A 19,029-nucleotide genomic window follows, 5' to 3' on the forward strand; every position below is an offset into this window, starting at 1 on the left:
TATAAGACATGTATTAGTATTACATAATCCTTTATGTAATATTTCAATACATAAAAATATATAAAATTATTTTATATATTAATAAATAAAAAGCCTTGGACCTCCTCCAAGACTTTAATTACTCTATTTGTCTAAATATTAGAACCCTGTAATTATCCCTTAAATATTAAGCTTCTTTATTAACTTCTGAATAAACGTGTCATCTGATCCTTCTAGTGTATCTTTAAGCCCTCGTTTAAATCCTCCTATGAATCCTTGCTTCCTTCCTTTTTTTATTACCTTTTCACTATCTTCTTGGAATAAGCCTTTATCATGTTCAGTCATTATTAATTCTTCTCCTAACTTTCCTAATTTTTTACTTAAATATTATTTACAAAAATACGTAATATAGATTCTATATAATACTTATAGCTTTTCTTTATTCATTAACTATATCTATAACCGTTATTGTATATATAATTTCAATTTATCTATTGAAAATATATATAATAGATATAGAAAAACACCATCACATGCATAATTATTGTGACGATGTTATCTTTACTTTTATTATACTATTGAAAAGCCTCCATCAACTAATAGATGCTGTCCACTTACATATCCTGAACCTTCTGAAGCGAAAAATAGAATTGCTGAATTTAATTCTCCTCTAGCTCCTGGTCTAGAAGCTGGGCATAATCCGTTATACATCTGCATAAATTGTTCTGCCTTAAATAGTGTGTCTACTGTCATTTCAGATTCAAATAATCCCGGGCATACTGCATTTGTGGTAATTCCAAATTGTGTATAAGATGCTGCCATACCTTTTGTAAGACCAATTACACCAGCTTTTGTCATATTGTAAGAATGTCTCCATAATGACATTGGTTTATCTGCAAGAAATGCATTAACAGATGCTGTGTTGATGATTCTTCCATAATTCTTTTCTTTCATAATAGGCACAACGTGTTTACTCATATATATAATTCCTTTAAGGTTTACATTAATTGCCTTATCCCAATCTTCATCACTTAATGTTTCTACAGTACCCAACATTGCAACTCCTGCATTATTAAATAAAACATCTATCTTTCCATAACGTTCTTTTACCATATTAACTGCATTTTTTACACTTTCTTCATTAGACACATCACACTGCACAGCAAATGCTTCCCCTACTCCTTTTGCATTTATCTCCTCTGCTAATGTATCTAATTTTTCTTTTCTACGAGCCATAATTACTACATCTGCTCCATGTTCTGCAAATGCTCTTGCTGCATCGGCCCCTAATCCACTTGATGCACCTGCTATTATTACCACTCTATTTTTAAAGTCAAATAAGTTCATTTATAACCCCACCTTTGTATAATAATATAAATTTATTAATACTAACTCTATTATATAATATATCCTCATAATTACCATAGATATTATATGAATATAATATTTTTCTTATAAAATGTCTATAGTATATAAATTGCTTTAAAAGCACATATTATAACGGTCGTAGGCAGTATGCCAAATAAACTTACCACTCATATGATATCCATTGAACTAATTTTAGTTTTCAAATGTAAAGCTACAATATCCTATTTCATCACATCTTTTTTTCATATCATCCCATATATCTTTTCCCTTTATTGCTTCTAAGGATGATGGATATAAAATATAATTTTCTTTAAAAATATGATCTCTTAAATTAAAAATTATATATTTAGAAACTTTATCTACTTTACTTTTAAATTCATTAAATTCCATTTTACCAGCATTTTCAGAAAGTCTTTTTAATTCTTTTTTTCTAATTCTTAGGTCGTCATGTTCCATTTTCATTATTCTTGTAGGTCCTGTTATTTCTCTTTTTTCCATTTCCACAAATAAAACTTTTTCTTCCCTTTGATGATGATTTTCTGCGTCTAATATACTTTCTGCTAGTCTATGAAGAGTATTAATTTCATCTTTAGCTTCATCATAACTTTTAGTCTTTTGAATATCTGAGTTTACTTTTTCTAGCCCCTCTAAAAATTTCAAAAGCTTATCATGTTCATCTATTAAAGTGTAAACTACATGTCCTTTACTTATATTAGCCTTCACTTTACTTAGTTCACCCTTTAAAACTTCCATGTGCACATCACATAAATGTCTTAAATCTTGTGGTTCCATTCCTTCTTCTATAAGTTGTTGCTCTGCTATGGATAAATCTATTGCGTCAATATCTTTTACTAGGTCTAAGGCTTCTTTTCTTGTTTTTTCATTAATTCCAACGTTATTTAAATTTCTTAAAACTTCTTTTAATTCCTTAATTTTTTTGTTGTTCATTTAAATTCTCTCCTTCCTAAATCTAAAAGTGTTCCAAATAATAGATATTTTAAGCTTTAAAGTATTTCAAATAACACACTATTTTCTTTATATATATGGATAAATAAATCTTTTTCTAGGTTATGAATTTTATCATAAGTTAACTTAAACGTAGTGCAAACCCCTTGTGGTGCTTTAAAATCCCTTGTTATTTCTTCTAATTCTTTTAATATATCTCCAGCCTCATCATGCTCATTTTCTGTTTGTTTTATAAATTTATCTATTTCCCTTTTTACATTTTCATCCTCAGTCAATTCATATTCCTCTATTAATGGAAATAAATTTTCTTCTTCTTTTATTAAATGTTCCTCTAGTTCTATTTTCAAGAGTCCAAATAACCTATGAACCTTTAATAATTCTTCTCCATGATGTTTAAAGTGAACTTTTAATATTTTTGATAGTAATGCATCTATTTCTTTAAGCTCTCTTTTTGTATAATTATGATGAGTATCTACTATGTTTTTTATAAGATCTATTGGTTTTTCTTTTCTCCAATCTATATACTCTTCATTAGAACTTATAAATTTTTCATATTCTTCATTAAGTTTCTCTATGAATTCATATGAATTTATTCCCTTTTCCTTTAAAGCTTCTCCTAAAGTATCATGTCCTCCACAGCAATAATCTATTTTAACGTTATTAAATATTCTACTTGATCCTGGGAATATGGAAACAACCTCTCCAAGTTTTTGATTTGCATTAATAATATTTTTCATAATAATTCCTCCAATTTCAAAACTATTTTTTAGAATTAATTAGTGTAACTCTTACTTAACATAATTCTTATATTGAATTTAATAATAAATCTGCTATAAATATAGTCGCTCTCTTTATTTCTTCTTTGTCATTTTGTTCTGGTGAAAATTTAATTCTTATTGGGAATTTAACATCTGTCATTCCTGTAGATTTTATAATGTATGAAGTGCTTAAAACTTTCATGTTTGTTTCGTTTAAATAATCTTGTACAACTTCAATACCTTCTCCACTCCATCCATAAGACCCAAAGGCCGCTGCTATTTTATTTTGTAAGTCTATATTCTTTAAACTTTTTAGAATGTTTTCTAATCTTCCAATCATATCTGCATATTTTGTAGATGTCCCAACAAGTATTGCATCTGCCTCTTTAACCTTATCTAAAGTATCTTTATCTGATGTTTTATTTACATCAACTAATTCTACATTTATATTATCTTTTTCAAAATATCCTTTGATTAATTCTGAAACCTTTTTGGTATTATTTGTAATTGTAGAATATAAAATTAAAACTTTTTTATCTATATTTGTATTTTTGCTCATATCATCATAAATCTCTATAAACTTTTGAGTATTGTCTCTTAATATAAACCCATGAGATGGTGCTATAATTTCTATATCCAAATTTCTTATTTTATTTATCATATTTTGTACATATCTTCTGTGAGGATGCATTATTAAACTGTAGTATGTTTTAAAATCTTCTAATATGTCCTCTTTAGCCTTATCATTGAAATATTCATAATTCGCCATATGCGTACTAAATATATCGCATGGAAATAATATCTTATCCTCTTTAACAAAAGTCAACATAGTCTCTTCTGTATGGAGATAAGGTGTTTCCATAAACTCCAGAATTTTTCCACCTATATCTAAAGTATCTCCATCTTTAACTGCTAAAAAGTTTCTATTATGAAGTTTATACATAGCTTTCAATTGATCAACTGCCTTTTCAGTACAAACAATAATTGCATTTTTAGCATTATATGCTAAACTTCCTAATGCTCCTGAATGATCTGGTTCTGTATGGTTTATTATTATATACTGAATTTTTTCTAGATCTATTAATGCTCTTAAACTTTGAATATATTCTCTTCCAAAACTTATATCCACGGTATCAATAATTGTAGGTTTCTCTGTAAGTAAAAGATAACTATTATAAGTTGTTCCTTTTGTTAAAGTTAATCTATGAAACGGTACATCTCTATCATCAACTTTTCCTACTAAATAAATTTTTTCTTTAATATTTATATTTTTCATCATATTAATTACCCCCAATTTGTTATTAATATCTATTTTGTTTGCTTTATTTTCTTGTTTGTTATGGCTTTAGTATATAAACTATTAGAGGTTAAAAATATGATTTAAATCAAATTTAAAAAAATAAGAAAAGTGCAAGGCACTTTTCTTTAAAATAATCTATTCTATAAACTTTTTTAATTCATCTTCATTTTTAATTATAATTCTCTTATTACCAACAAGTTTTATAATACCTAAATCCTCGAATTTAGATAACTTTCTACTTATAGTTTCCCTCGTAACCCCTACATAATTTGCCATTTCCTCTCTATTTATAGGAAGCTTTATCTCCATACCTTTTTCTTTATTTATTCCATATCTTTTACTAAAGTCTAATATCATATTAGCTATTCTAGTGTCTACATCATTAGTAGCTAAAGTTTGAGCTAAAGTTTCCGTTTCTGCAAGTTTTTTAGTCACTTCTTTTAAAATCTTTAAAGATATATCTGGATTTTGTTTTAATATCTCGTCCATCTTCTTTTTTGTAAGGGTACATATTTTTACATCAGATATGGCATAAGCGGAGAAATTATAACTTTCATTATCATTAAAAAGATTTAACTCTCCAAAAAAATCGCCATTGGAAAGTATATGTATTATTTGTTCTTTTCCTTCTTTAGTAAGTTTGCAAAGTTTTACTTTTCCTTCATTTATAATAATTAAAGTTTCTGATTTATCTCCTTCATTGCAAATAGGTTCTCCCTTTCTATAAACCTCATGTCCTGTCATGTTTACAATTTTTATTAAATCTTCTTCTGATAAAGAAGAAAATATAGGAACTTTACTTGCACAAATACTATGATTGCATTTACCACAGGTGCATTCTTTCATAAAAAACCAACCTCCTTATTTAAAACTACCATAACTTCCTTATGCAATTTACACCATAATTATATCAATATATATATTTAATTACAAAAATTATCTGTCATTTGAAAAAATCTCCACTTTAAATGGAGATTTTTTATATTGTTTAAATTAGAATATTTCAGTTACTCTAAAATAAATATATTGTTTTTAGTTATGTTATCTAGAATAAACCTATGGAAATTTATATATTTAAATAACTATTAATTTTGAAATTAAATACTAATTTCTATATTAAGGTTCCACAAGCCCATACTTCTTTTTTATTCTATCTAATTTTTCGATCATGGGATTAGCCATAATGAAGAGGAAAAAAACAGTTGCTATTGCGTGGACTAAATCAAAAGGAATTCCTGAGATATATGTAGCCTTAAGAGCTTTCCAATTTAGCTTTCCAGTAAACATAACTAAAGCTCCAATATTTATTATTCCTCCATATATTATAAAAGTTGCAATACCACCGTATATGCATAAGGAAATTCTCTTTTTGGGTAACATTCCTTTCTTGAACAGAATTCCTGCCAAAAAACCTATTATTCCAAAGCAAAACATTTGCCATGGTGTCCAAGGCCCTTGTCCAAAGAAAAAGTTTGATACAAAACCTGTAACTGCACCAACTAAAAACCCACTTTCTCCACCAAAGCAAACTCCAGAAATTATTACAATAGCAACTACAGGCTTAAACTGTGGTAACATGAAGAATGCAGCTCTTCCTGCCACTCCTATTGCACATAACACAGAAATTATCACCAATTCTCTAGCCTGAGGTCTTCTTTTTTCAAATATCATAAAAAAAGGAATCATAGTATAAAAAATTATGAGTAAACTAATAAAATACTCTTTTCTATCATTTAAAACTATAACACCAAATGCTATAGTTAATGGTATTATAATTAAAATCATAAATGAAGCTACAATGGTGCGTTTGCTTAAAGAGTTACTTTTTTCAGGCTTTGTTTGCATAATTCTATCACATCCTCATTTACTATTGCATTTTTAAATATATGTCTACACATTCTATTTGCTGATGTAGTATAAAAGCTATTTCCACTAAAAAACTTACGTGGTGTGTTAGTTGTAACAATATTACCATCAAAGAATAAGGAACACATATCTGCATATTTAGCACAAAATTCTATATCATGTGAAACCATCAAAATAGTTACTCCCTTAGAAGTAAGTTTTTTTAATATTTTTGCAAGCTTATTTTTAAAACAACTATCCATTCCTTTAGTTGGCTCATCTAGCAATAAAATTTGAGGATTTAATAAAAGTACCTTTGCTATAGCAGCTCTTTGCTGTTCTCCACCACTTAAATCGTACGGGTGCATTTGTAAGAAATCATCTATTTCTAATAACTCTGCTATCTCCTTAACTTTTTCCACTTTTTCATCTTTTGAAATTTTTCTTCCTCCTAATATTTCAAGAAGGTCACTCTCCACTGTCTTCTTTACAAATAGTGCTTGAGGATTTTGTGGTAAAACCCCTAAATTACAATTAAATAATTCTTTATTTGAATACTTACTAATTTCTTTATTATTTATAACAACCTTGCCTCTATATGGCTTATTTATACCACTTATAAGATTTAATGTTGTAGTTTTGCCTGTACCATTTCCCCCTACAATTGCATGAATTGTACCTCTTTTAACTTCAAGAGATAAATCCTTAACAACATCTTTTGAATTTTTTTCATATTTAAACCATATATCTTTAAGGCTAACAACCACCTCAGAATTTTTATATTGAAAACTTTCCTCGTAGGCTATCTCATGGATTTCTTTATTGGTTAATAATTCATTCAAAAAACTTCTTCCCTCTCTAACAGTTAGGGGGCATGATAAATCACACTCTATACCTGCATATATTTGCATTGGACTTGGCATTGAGACAAACATATCATGATTACTTTTCTTCAACTTTTCTCCAACATTTCTAGGCGTGTTATTTTCTATTATTTCACCATTATCTAAGACTACAACTCTATCAGACATTGGAAATACTTCCTCTAGCCTATGTTCAGTTATTATAATAGTAGTTCCTATTTCTTGATTAATTTTTCTAACCGTCTCTAAAAATTCAGTTGCCGCTATAGGATCAAGCTGTGAAGTTGGCTCATCCAAAATAAGTACTGATGGTTGCATTGCCATAATAGCTGCAAGATTAAGAAGTTGTTTTTGCCCTCCAGATAATTCAGTAACATTCTTCATAAACCAACCTTGAATTCCAAAAAAACTTGCCATTTCAGCAACTCTTAAGCGAATAGTCTTATTGTCAAAACCTAAACTTTCAAGTCCAAAAGCAAGTTCATGCCAAACTTTATCCGTAACAATTTGATTATCAGGACTCTGCAATACATACCCTATTTTAGATGATTGTGTTCTTAAATCAACCTCATTAAGAATAGTATCTTGAAATAAAATTTCTCCACTGCGTTTACCATGTGGAGTTAATACACTTTTTAAATGCCTAAGTAGTGTACTTTTACCACAACCAGATTTCCCACAAACTGTAATAAATTCACCTTCATTTATTTCTAAATTAATATTTTTCAGGGCATGTTTTTCACATTCTGGATATGAAAATGTTAGGCCTCTAATTTTATATAATACCATTTTATATCCTCCATTATATTCAATATAACTGGCGTAATTAAAAGTAAAAAATAAGCTACATATACAACTATACTTATAATCGAAATTTTCTTATATACAATTGCTGGATTATATTTAATATTATTCTCTCCAAGCCAGGCTCCAATTAATACAATCAATGTTAAGCCTGATAATATGCTAAAAGCAACTTTATCTCTGTTATCAAAACGAAAGTTAGAAAAACTTGTTCTTCCCTTTAATCCATAACCACGAGATTTCATAGAATCTGCCGTCTCTATAGAATTTTCCAAAGCCCAAGTTACCATAATAGATAATATTTTCATACCATTTTTGGCTCTTTTAATTATATTTCCTTGTGAAGCATCTCTACCAATACATTTCTGTGCATTAGAAATTACTTTTATCTGCGCTTTAAACTTTGGAACGAATCTAAGAGCCATGGATATTATTAATGATAAGGCAGGTATTATTTTCCCAAAAACATACATAAACTTATCTGATGTCATTATAGAATTATAGCAGGAGAACCACATAATAACAGATATATACATTGTGGCGGATGCTACCCCATAAACAATAGATTCTAAGGTAATTGGATTATCATTTACATAAAGTAAAATAGTAACTCCATAATGATTAAATGCTGGATTTATCAACATCAATATTATTAATAAAGGAAGCATGTACACAAAGTTAAATTTTAAAGCCTTTCTTCTATTTAAATATATTGAATATATCATGCTACATATAAGAGATATCACTAAGAATATTGGATGCATGAAAAACATACTAAATCCAATAACTACTATAAAATACATAAAATTTATTATAGGATGATAAGTTGAAAATGAATCTTTCATAAATCTTCCTCCTTAATCATCTTTGGTTTTACCAAGCCAAGTACAGCCAAGGTCTCTGCCTAAGTCACAGGTATATCTCCAATTTACAACATCACCATCTTTTAGTACATATCTACTGCATCCATAATTAGGATACCACCCATTAACCTTATACATCCATCCACTATATCTTCCACAATCAAATTCATACAAATTATGAATTCCCTCTATATAGTTGCTATTGTAAATTGGTGTCATAGAAAATTCCATGTGTATTCTATTTTTCTTCATTTCTCTATTAAGCATATCAAATACAGATTCACCCTCATAAAATGCAACTTTACGCGCCTTGTATATAATACCACTCCTAGGTAGAACAGACATTTTATCTTTATTAAAATCCTTCATATTATTCAAAATCGTTAAACAATCCACTGAAAGAGTACAATATCTAACCTTAGATTTATCTATTTTTTTACCTTGCCACTCTACTGGTTTTGGCATTCCCTCAGGAGTTGGGTCAGTTAAATATTGATCCTTCGTTCCACTTTCCCTATGTTTATTGGCTTCTGCAACTAATTCTGCCCTTGTTTTTTTGCTAGTAGTTCCTTTACCACTATTTTTGCCCTTACCTTTATTCGTACTTGTTTCTCCCTTTTGTACATTTTTTCCTGATGTATTTAAATTCTTTGTTTTACCGTCTTTAGATGAATCTTTTTTCTCCTGCTTATTATCTTCTTTTTTATCTTGGTTATTACTTTCCTTTTTATCTTTATTACTGTCTTTAGAAGAGTCCTTTTTTTCATCCTTTTTGTCCTTTGAATCTTTTGTATCCGTTGAGTCTTTTGCTTCTGAATTATCTTTTGAAGTATTTTCTATATTAGTAGCATATTTTCCACCTTTTGCAACATCATCAGGTTTTTCTATCTTACATCCTGTAAATATAACTGAAATCATTAAAAGAATCAGAACTAATGACTTTATTCTTCTTCTCATATTACATACCCCCCTTTTATATATTAGGGATGTTCTCAAAATCTGAAAACATCCCTTTTATCTTTAGATTTATACCTTATACTTTGATCTTCCTTTTAAAAATAACATTATCCCACCACTAAAAATACATAAGATAATTAAAAGGGTAATATTTGAGTTATCCCCTGTTTTAGGAACGCTCTCATCCAAATTATCTATTTCTGTATCTTCTGTTTCCATATCCTCTTTTTCACTATTTGTTGGCTTTTGATTGTTAATTACTTGAAGCTTTGAATTTTCACTAATAAAATAATCAGAGCAATGACTAATTTCAAAAGTTGTTTTACCATCTTGTACAACTATTTCACTAACTAACTCTCCATTGTTTGTTTTCTCATTAAAATAGTATAAATAGTATTTTCCATCCTTTAAGTCCACATCAATAGTAACTTTTGCTTTACCAGGTAGCTTACCTTCATGAGCAAAACTTATAATAGTAGCATCTTTAGAAATTTCTTTAATTTTATCGGCATTTTTAGATGTAAATGAAACTTTTGTATTAAAATCAATTGTTGGATCTATAATTTTAGATCCATGAAAAGTTATTGTGTATTTTTTTCCTTCTACAGTCTTATCCTCAAATACATAAACTTTATCAGAACCCATGATGTTTTTAAATACATCGCTTATTATAACCTTGTTATTTTCAAGTTCCTCAATTACTCTTTTAGCAACTAAGACATCATTATAATTTCCAACATGCTTTCTATCCTTATCGTTAAGCTTTTCATATTTAGCTATTATATCTAAAACAGCACTTTTATCCTTTAAAGTTATGTTCATAGGATCTATATCACCAAAAATTTTATCATCAAGTGATTTTACCTTTGATTCTATTTCTTCTATTTGTTCCATTATGGATACTAATTTTTCACGCATATCCTTCTTCTTTGGAAAATCCGCTAAGGCATTTAAAGAATTTAATAATTCAGACACTTTAGCCTTGTCATCGATAGAAATTGCCTTTGGTAATTTCTCAATTTTATCTAAGATTGCTTTCTGTTTAATAATATTCTCCTTTTCCAGTTCATCCTTAAGCTTCTGAAGTTTTTGCTTCGCACTATTTAACTTTTCAATGTTTGTTACTTTTTCCTTATCACTATCACTTAAATTATTAAATTTCTCACTTATTTCTGTAATCTTTTTCTCATCGGCTAATGTAATTGTTTCTGAAAGATTGTTAATAACATTTATTACATCATTTACTCTTGCCTCATCTGTTACCTTAATATTAACTTCATATTTTTTTGTTTCATTTTTTCTATTCTTTATTTCAATTTGTATCTTATTCTTGTCCACAACATTTATTTCAGAATTCAATGATATATTGCTTGTATCATAAGGCCCCATTGGTATATTTACAAAGCTAAAGCTTTTAACATTAGATGGAAGCTCAAGTGAATATACTTGCTTATCTTTATTAACAGCTATATTATAATTATTCCCATTAGCCCTAATAACAAATTCCCCTTGATTTGTTTCAGGTCGAAAATCATACACATTTCTCATATTGTTTCTTAAACGCCAATAGGATATCAATCCATACAGTGTTTGTTCACTTGCCATATTGTTTGATGCATCAGGTTTAGAAGACGGATTTGCAGGGTCATATGTATATGAATGTAAAAACCCTCCATCCCTCTCATTTCTATACTTCATTATTCCATCAATTAAGGTTTTACCATTTTTTATGAATCTAGAATCTTTCTCACAATCAATACCAAGAGAACTTAATGCAGTAAGGATTTGAACTGTACTTTCTACATTTTGAGTTCCCCAACTAAAATAATCTCCATCAGCATGTTGCATTTTCCCCATCAAATCAATACACTGATCTAGAACTTCTTTTATAGTTTTACTACACTCTATATAATTACCTTGTTGATCCTTAAGTTTCTTTGATTTATATTTATACACTTTATCGCTATTATAATAAGGTGCTAAAGCTTGCATAGTCATTCCTGTAATATCTGGATCTGCTGTTTTTCCACCAAGACTAAATCCACCATCTGGTAACTGTTCTTCAAGTATTAATTTAATAATATATTCTCTTGTAAATTTAGCTCCTTCTGGAACCTCATATCTTAAACTATCCATTGAAATAAGTGACCAAATAGCACCATTTATACCTTGTCCTTTAACTCCTCTTCTTCCAACACAATTATAGGTACCATCTTCAATTAAATTAATAGGTTTTCCATTTGGGTCAACCCCAATTTTTGTAGGATCTCCTCCCATAGCAAGAATAGCTAAAGAAGTCCTATGCCATTCTGTGGCTTTAACAGGATGTAACTTACCTGAACTTTTATATCTTTCAGTAATATCTTTTTCTATGGCAGAAAGGTATGCACCATAATCATCCTTATATCCATATCTTCCAATACCTATTGGAAACCAATCCCCAGGTGTGGTTCCCGCCATTTGTAAAAATTCAGGGTTTAGTAGTTTCTCATTACCTTGTTTTGCCCACTTTATTATCCCCTCAATAGTTTCCTCTAATTTTTCATTTGAAATGGAATTAACTTTTGCATCCTTCGCTAAAACACTAGCTGGCATTCCGAATAACATACACATTATGAGTATTATACTCAATAATTTCCTTTTAAACTTCAAAATATACACTTCCCCTCATTTTATTAATATAACAACTTATTACTATAGAAACATAAATTTAGTATTTATAATACTATATATAACATCTTGTGTCGTAAGCTTTACGTATACATATTTCTACTCATTTTAATTAACATCCTAAATTTTTATAACTATTAATCCTTAATTAATTTTCCTTGAACCACAATCCTAGAATTTTCCCTCTCGTATGAACAAGTAGATAAAGTAATTATTGTATCTTTACAATTTAACTCTGTATCTTTAAAATATAATGCTGACTTTTGTATTCTTTTTAAATAGCTATCCATATCTTTACTATTATTAAAGAAAGTCTTTCTATAATCAAAGTCCGCCTCTATAATAAGGACGGAGAATACTTGAAATTTATATTTTTCAGGAAATATAGTTAATTCTATTACATTGTTATTATTAAAAAACTCTCTATCCCGAAAACCTTTTAAATCTGCAAACATACTTCCGTCCTTCATATTGTGACCATATAAAACTATATTTTGTCCTGATAAACTATTACTAGTTAATTTATTTCTATAATCAATAAAAATAGTTCCATACTTACTTTCATTCTTTTTAATATCATTTTTAATATAGAATTCATTATTTTCACATTGAACTACTGGATAATTTATTTTTGTATTCTCAATCTTTATACTTCCTTTTATATCACTATTTATATCAAGTAATTCCTGAATAAGATTTCTATTATCAGTGTTATTTTTATTTAATTGATTTTCAACTATTTGGGAAAGTGTATTAGATAATTCATCGTTTAATTTTTTATTCTTGTGTGATTTATATATCACATTAATTAAACTAATTCCTGAAAAGAGAAAAACAATAAATGAAATTATAAATATTATTTTTCTTATTATCTTAATATCTTTGTTAAATATCATATTTAACCCCTTCCCCAAAAGTGATCCTATATTTTAATGTAACATCTACTTCAAAACTTTATTTAATTTTGCGTAAACCTCATCTATTGATTTTTGTGTAGCATCTAATTGAGATGCTACTTTCATTGCTTCTTCATATGTTGTTTTAACCAAATCTTTTGATAGTATTTCTTCTTTATTCTTATCTGAATTTATAGATGAAAGCAATGATAACAACTGATCTTTATTAGCTACTTTATAAAAGTCTGTGCTTTCACCACCCATAGCATATCCACCACCAATATCTGAACCATATCCAAATAAAGTGAACTGTGCACGCAATACATCACCATCACCTAAATAAGAATCTGAAAACCCTACATTTGGGAATACATTGTTTACAGCGTACATCCATCCTGACATAAAAGTATAATCAAACTCTCCTAAAGATTTAGAATCAGATAGTTCATCTGGTGGCCAGTGTCCTTCTTTCTCCAAAATTTTTTTCAGATTACTTGGAACTTTATTCTCGATATTTATAGGAGCATTCAATTTTTGAGCTTTTTCATTATCCTTGCAGCCTTTCTTAAATACTCCACCATCTCCTATCATTGATAGATAAAAAGAGCTCTCTAATCTCCCAGTATGGTTATAAGAAAAGCCTTTTTCAGTAAGAATACGATCAAGTACCTGCGCAGAATTTTCTCCTTCATAAAGAGGAACCCTTATAGGTTCAACTATAAAGCCTCTACCAATGGTTAATGCTTCTACTGTGCATGTGGCATGACCAATCAATTCACCATCTAAAGCTTTTTTGTATGTAATTGCATAGGTCTTAGTTTCTGTTTTATTGTTAGCAGAAGCCTTTACAACAACAATATTTTTGCCTTCCTGTTTAAATTTAATTGTATAGCTTGTCTTGTTTTGATCATCCCAGTTTGGCTTTACCTCTTCCCCATTGAGAGTAACCTCGCTTGGAATTTTCTTACCATCTAGTCTTGCCATAACGTCAAATGTTTTTTTACTGCCTTTTAGTGTAACACCATCAGTCAGTGTTGTTTCTAAAGAAATTTCTCCAGTTACAGCAGCTGAAACTGATGTAGGAACTGCCATTATCATCATGAACAGCACCAATAACAAACCAAAGATTCTTTTTGCCTTCATACTTTTGGTCTTCATTTTTATTCCCCCTTTATAATTTTTTATTGACTATTATATAGTCTATTAAAATAGCTAGCGTTAAATTTTCACACTAACCAAAAAATAAAAAGAGAACCGAAATTCGGTTCTCTCTTAAAACAGATTATTAAAAACTTAATTATAAATAATAAGTCACAATAAAAATACTTATTACTTCCATTAAAATAATCAAGTCAAGATCCCACCGACATTGCTTGAGTAGCAAAACATAAAGGCAGGTCTCCTGACTCGAAATCATTCTACTTGCTTAAGTCTTCCCAGTATTACCAGTGACTAAAAACATAAAAATATGTTCTTTAATAAGCTTTCGTCCTTCTCACAGTAGCGGGGGCTGTTATGGAATTGCACCATATTCCCTTTTAATGTATTTTTAAATATCAACCTCTTGTCTATAATATTTGGTTTTAACTGAATTATATATCATTTATGGAAATAAGACAATAGACCTTGAAATATTTTTCTTTTATTCCTAGATTACTATTTCCATATCATATGTAACTTCATAACTTAACACTACAACGCTTAATTTATAATTGTTCCATTTAGATAACTAATCTTTGATAATTACTTAATGTAATCTATACAAATACTTTTCATAAAGTATTTGTATAGATTTATTATTTTAAGTTTTCATCTAAGATTTTATTTATACAGATTATAATATCTTCATCTTTAACTAAAGATTTTCTTTCTGAATATAACTTATTCCAAATAAAATATTTTTGATGTAATGTTTTTTCATTAAGTTCAATATTTCTTCTGCCTAATTCCTCTATTAACAACTTTTCTATATAATTAATTTCAGAATTATCTCTTGTGTTTTGTGCATATAAATCTTCTGATAAAGGAAAACTAGCTCTAAACTTATCTACTAGATCATCATGTTTACTAGTAAATAATGTAAGAGAACTATCCCAAGGAACAATTTCAATACTAGCAAGGGGATGCTGAATTCCTACATCATCTATCCAAAATCCCTCATACCCATCTGCAAATGGTAAATCATATTTTAAAACTTCTTCAAGATTATTTTCTTTAGGAAATCCAGAAAAAACTCCCCAAATAAACTGCATATCCTCTTCATTTATAATATCTGTAAGTTCTTCACCTGTAAGCCAAATATATTCCTTAGAAAATAGGTTTTCATATTTTTTATTTATAGGATAGCATTCACAATCTGTAATTAACCAATTGTATCTTAGCTGCTCATTATCTATAGCATTAAAAATTTCACCAAGATAACTATATGTTTCTTGGCCTTTTTCTAATATTGCACTTTTCATTTTCCCACCTCACCCCCTATATACTAACGTAACCTTCTTTATATTTATATATTATAATAAATGTAATTCTTCAAAATTTATATACTATATATTTAAAACTAATTATATTACTCTATTTTATCTCCTTATTAACGTACTTCTTAAGTAATGCACTTGAGCTCTCTCCATTTTCATCTAAGCACTTTCTAGATCCAAATATCCAAAAAGCATCTTTAGCCCTAGATACGGCAACATTCATTAAGCTCTCATTTTCATTTATAAAAAAACATCCATCATTTGCACCATAAACTGTTGATAAAATTATAACCTTTCTTTCACCACCTTGGAACGTATGAACTGTTCCTACATCAATATTCCTTGCATACTTAGGTAAATGCATCTTTAATTTTTCTTTTAATATACCAACTTGTGCCTTAAAAGGTGTTATAATTGCTATTATTTCATTTTCTTTTAAATTATAATTTTTCTCTATATATGAATTCACTATTTCCTGATAATTACTTGATAACCATTTTGTAATTTCCTCTGCTTCTTTTACATTGACTCTACTACATCCCTTTTTCTCTGAATTACTAACCTCTATATTTTTATATCCCATATGTGGATATTGAGAGATTGGATAATTTTTATCCTTTTCTCCTAACCCTCTATAAGCTTGAAGTCTTCCTTTATATACTAAAGCATTACAGTACTCTATTATCTCATTATAACATCTTCTATGTTCACTTAAGAAAAGACCTTTCTCATATTTATCATAGCAACATGAATTAACTGCAATTTTCATAACACTAGATTGTGAGCAGTTTTGACCATATTCCATTAAATTTTCAAAAGTTATATCCTTATTTACCATATTACTCCTTATAGCTAATGCTTTATCTAACGCATAGTTAATTCCCCAAACAGGAGGTATTTGCTTTTCATCTCCAACTACCATTGCCTTCTTAGCTAGCGCAAAAGATGCTGATGCGATTTCTGGCGATACTTGTCCCGCTTCATCAACAATTAAAAGATCAATAAAATTATATAAATAACTACTTATTTTTTCATTGCTATAATAAACCTTAAATTGCTTAGGCAACATAAAAAATGTCATTACCATACAAGGTGTAATCATAGCTAATCTACTATATAAAGATTTTATTACATTAGCAAAATTTTTCCCTCTTTGTTTATCTGTAATATAATCTTCTTTCAGTAACCATCTACACTCATAATAATGAACGGCTAACCAAAATTCAATATATCTAATTCGTGTATCTATATATTCATTTATCTTTACTAAAGAGCATTCTTCTAAGTCTTTATTAATTCTTCTTTCTAATTTTTCTATGTCTTTAGCACTATTTGAATAGTAAATATCGCAGCTATACCTTTTTAATTCCATAAATTCTTCCTTTATATGACTTCTTAAATTTACTATATATTTTTTCTCATCCTTTTTACTTGCTATAATATTTCTTCCGCATTTTAACTCTTTTTCTATTTCTAAATTTTCATAATTAATCTCTTCTATTCTTTTTGCATATTTAAAAAGAATTTCTTCTAAAGAATTAGCATCTCCTATAATTTCATATTCATATGATTCTTTGTGTATATTTAATCGAATACTTATCTTATCTCTAAATCCCTTAAATCTTTTCAAGATTCTAATATACCATGGAATTTTCATATATATTTTATTCCACTCATCTATTCTTTTCCTGTATTTTGATATATTTTCTTTATTGTTTATATTTAAATTATTTAGTTCTTTTTCCTTATTAAGATAATGCAATATATCTATCTCTAAGTTTTCAATATATTTCTCTAATGTATTTTCTTTTATTATTGTTTTTATTTCATGTAATAATTCTATAATATTATTTTTTCTTTTATCAATATTAACAAGTTCTGAATAAATTATATCTTTACACTCACATACATCTTTAATTTCCTTATTAAAATATTTAGATGCACTCTTAAACATTTTTTCTTTAGATTTTAAAAGGTTATCTTGTGAATCTATATTTAACGCAAATGCATCACCCTTATTACTAGTACAATGATATCCTCGTCTTTCTGCTTCATGTTTTTTGTTACGAGATGGAAAATATAATGCAAAACTATTAACACCTTCAATCCAACGCCCTTCTAAATTTTTAATTCCTATTCCTGCAATACTCCCAAATGAATCTATAATATTAGTAACAGCCTGATTGTTAGTTGATGATGCTACTATAATAGGCGCTTTCTTTTCTTCCAAAGCATTTTTAACATATAAATCTGATACAATAGATTGTAATAATGTTGTTTTTCCTGTTCCAGGTGGTCCACTTACTGCTAGTATTTCACCTTCTTTTAACTCTGAAAAATGATTTACAGCTTCTCTTTGGGATTCTGCTAATGGATATTCTCCCCCCATTTGTCCCTTATGTTCTATCATTTTTAAATGTGAATCATTTGGTATTAAATTTTTAGATTTTTCAATAACTGGTGTAATAAATTTCTCATACAATGGCTTATCTTCATTATTAATTAATATATCACTATATAATTGCTCTACTTGAAATGATGCATTTACCATATCGTCTAAAACGATATATACATTTTCTTCAAATGATATGTTTAAATCATCTCTTTCAATATAATTTTTATCAAACTCAAATTTTGTTACTTCTGCATAAAATTCTTTTATGTAATTTACATAATCATTCCAACTTTCTAGCTTCTCTCTTTTATCTGTAGTATCAGATAAAAATTTATCTACATCATCTACTTTTCCTAAACTTAACTGTAGTTCAATCATTGGTTCTAGAAATTCTCTTGGTATCCATGGCCACTTATCATATTTCTCATTAATCTTTAACTCTCCCTTAGAGTTTATACTTGCTGGTACATATAATATCCCTGTAAGTTCATTAATATTCTCATTCGCTTTCTTGCTGTCATTAAAATTTACTTTCACAGTTTTTGGTATTATTATTACTTCAATGTTATCATTACTATCTTTTTTATCAGGGATTAATTTTTCTAAAATCTCTAAATCAACTATTCCATCATTAAAGTTCTTCATTGCAATAATTCCATATCCATTATCTGAGTTATTAAAATCTATTATTCCTTGATTTTTTGCAATTAAAGCACTCTTAAAATACCTTGTTATATTATTAATCATAGTTTAACTCCATATATACTTTTTTTATTTTTATGTAATATATATTCTTGTATAAATATAAACTATTCTTCATACCGTAAAGGATATATATTCCACTAATACTACTATTTTAACATATAAAAGAAAGCTTTTTATATTTAT

General features: G+C 28.2%; 15 protein-coding genes and 1 riboswitch. All 15 genes read right to left on the minus strand.

Translation table 11 applies throughout. The features are described 5' to 3' along the window. Window positions 1-159: 159 nt before the first annotated feature. Window positions 160-324: a hypothetical protein gene (locus FGL08_RS13420; RefSeq protein ID WP_171012031.1), complete on the minus strand. Its 165-nt coding sequence runs from the start codon at window positions 322-324 to the stop codon at window positions 160-162. Between the two features lie 225 nt (window positions 325-549). Then, window positions 550-1,326, minus strand: a complete 777-nt coding sequence (locus FGL08_RS08930) for an SDR family NAD(P)-dependent oxidoreductase (RefSeq protein ID WP_138210456.1) — start codon at window positions 1,324-1,326, stop codon at window positions 550-552. A 213-nt stretch (window positions 1,327-1,539) separates the two neighbouring features. After that, complete coding sequence (locus tag FGL08_RS08935; protein ID WP_138210457.1) at window positions 1,540-2,295, minus strand: DUF438 domain-containing protein; 756 nt, start codon at window positions 2,293-2,295, stop codon at window positions 1,540-1,542. 56 nt (window positions 2,296-2,351) lie between these two features. After that, window positions 2,352-3,050: an iron-sulfur cluster repair di-iron protein gene (ric, locus tag FGL08_RS08940; protein ID WP_138210458.1), complete on the minus strand. Its 699-nt coding sequence runs from the start codon at window positions 3,048-3,050 to the stop codon at window positions 2,352-2,354. Window positions 3,051-3,117: 67 nt separating this feature from the next. Next, complete coding sequence (locus FGL08_RS08945) at window positions 3,118-4,350, minus strand: FprA family A-type flavoprotein (protein WP_138210459.1); 1,233 nt, start codon at window positions 4,348-4,350, stop codon at window positions 3,118-3,120. Between the two features lie 156 nt (window positions 4,351-4,506). Beyond that, on the minus strand, window positions 4,507-5,217 hold the full coding sequence (locus FGL08_RS08950) for a Crp/Fnr family transcriptional regulator (RefSeq protein WP_138210460.1): 711 nt from the start codon (window positions 5,215-5,217) through the stop codon (window positions 4,507-4,509). Window positions 5,218-5,487: 270 nt separating this feature from the next. Next, entirely contained in the window at window positions 5,488-6,216 is a 729-nt protein-coding gene (locus FGL08_RS08955; RefSeq protein ID WP_138210461.1) for an ECF transporter S component, read from the minus strand. Further along, the gene (locus tag FGL08_RS08960) at window positions 6,183-7,868 is read right to left on the minus strand and encodes an ABC transporter ATP-binding protein (protein WP_138210462.1); all 1,686 of its coding nucleotides are present in this window, start codon (window positions 7,866-7,868) and stop codon (window positions 6,183-6,185) included. The genes FGL08_RS08955 and FGL08_RS08960 overlap by 34 nt, the downstream gene beginning before the upstream one ends. Then, a complete protein-coding gene (locus tag FGL08_RS08965) occupies window positions 7,841-8,728 on the minus strand; it encodes an energy-coupling factor transporter transmembrane component T (RefSeq protein WP_138210463.1) in 888 nt (295 codons plus the stop codon). The genes FGL08_RS08960 and FGL08_RS08965 overlap by 28 nt, the downstream gene beginning before the upstream one ends. A gap of 12 nt (window positions 8,729-8,740) precedes the next feature. Next, entirely contained in the window at window positions 8,741-9,703 is a 963-nt protein-coding gene (locus tag FGL08_RS08970) for a DUF4430 domain-containing protein (protein ID WP_138210464.1), read from the minus strand. Window positions 9,704-9,772: 69 nt separating this feature from the next. Next, window positions 9,773-12,355, minus strand: a complete 2,583-nt coding sequence (locus tag FGL08_RS08975; protein ID WP_138210465.1) for an LPXTG cell wall anchor domain-containing protein — start codon at window positions 12,353-12,355, stop codon at window positions 9,773-9,775. Window positions 12,356-12,510: 155 nt separating this feature from the next. After that, window positions 12,511-13,269 (minus strand): class B sortase, encoded by a 759-nt coding sequence (gene srtB, locus FGL08_RS08980; protein WP_138210466.1) that lies wholly within the window; start codon window positions 13,267-13,269, stop codon window positions 12,511-12,513. Between the two features lie 45 nt (window positions 13,270-13,314). Next, window positions 13,315-14,427 carry a DUF4430 domain-containing protein gene (locus FGL08_RS08985; protein ID WP_138210467.1) on the minus strand — a complete coding sequence of 371 codons (1,113 nt, stop codon included), beginning with the start codon at window positions 14,425-14,427 and terminating at the stop codon, window positions 13,315-13,317. Between the two features lie 217 nt (window positions 14,428-14,644). Next, a riboswitch (cobalamin riboswitch) is annotated at window positions 14,645-14,849 on the minus strand. Window positions 14,850-15,065: 216 nt separating this feature from the next. Continuing rightward, window positions 15,066-15,731 (minus strand): DUF2691 family protein, encoded by a 666-nt coding sequence (locus FGL08_RS08990; protein WP_138210468.1) that lies wholly within the window; start codon window positions 15,729-15,731, stop codon window positions 15,066-15,068. A 112-nt stretch (window positions 15,732-15,843) separates the two neighbouring features. Then, window positions 15,844-18,888 carry a DEAD/DEAH box helicase gene (locus FGL08_RS08995; RefSeq protein WP_138210469.1) on the minus strand — a complete coding sequence of 1,015 codons (3,045 nt, stop codon included), beginning with the start codon at window positions 18,886-18,888 and terminating at the stop codon, window positions 15,844-15,846. Between the last annotated feature and the right edge of the window lie 141 nt (window positions 18,889-19,029).

Origin of the sequence: Hathewaya histolytica (genome assembly GCF_901482605.1) — a bacterium.
Classification (GTDB): Bacteria; Bacillota; Clostridia; order Clostridiales; family Clostridiaceae; genus Hathewaya; species Hathewaya histolytica.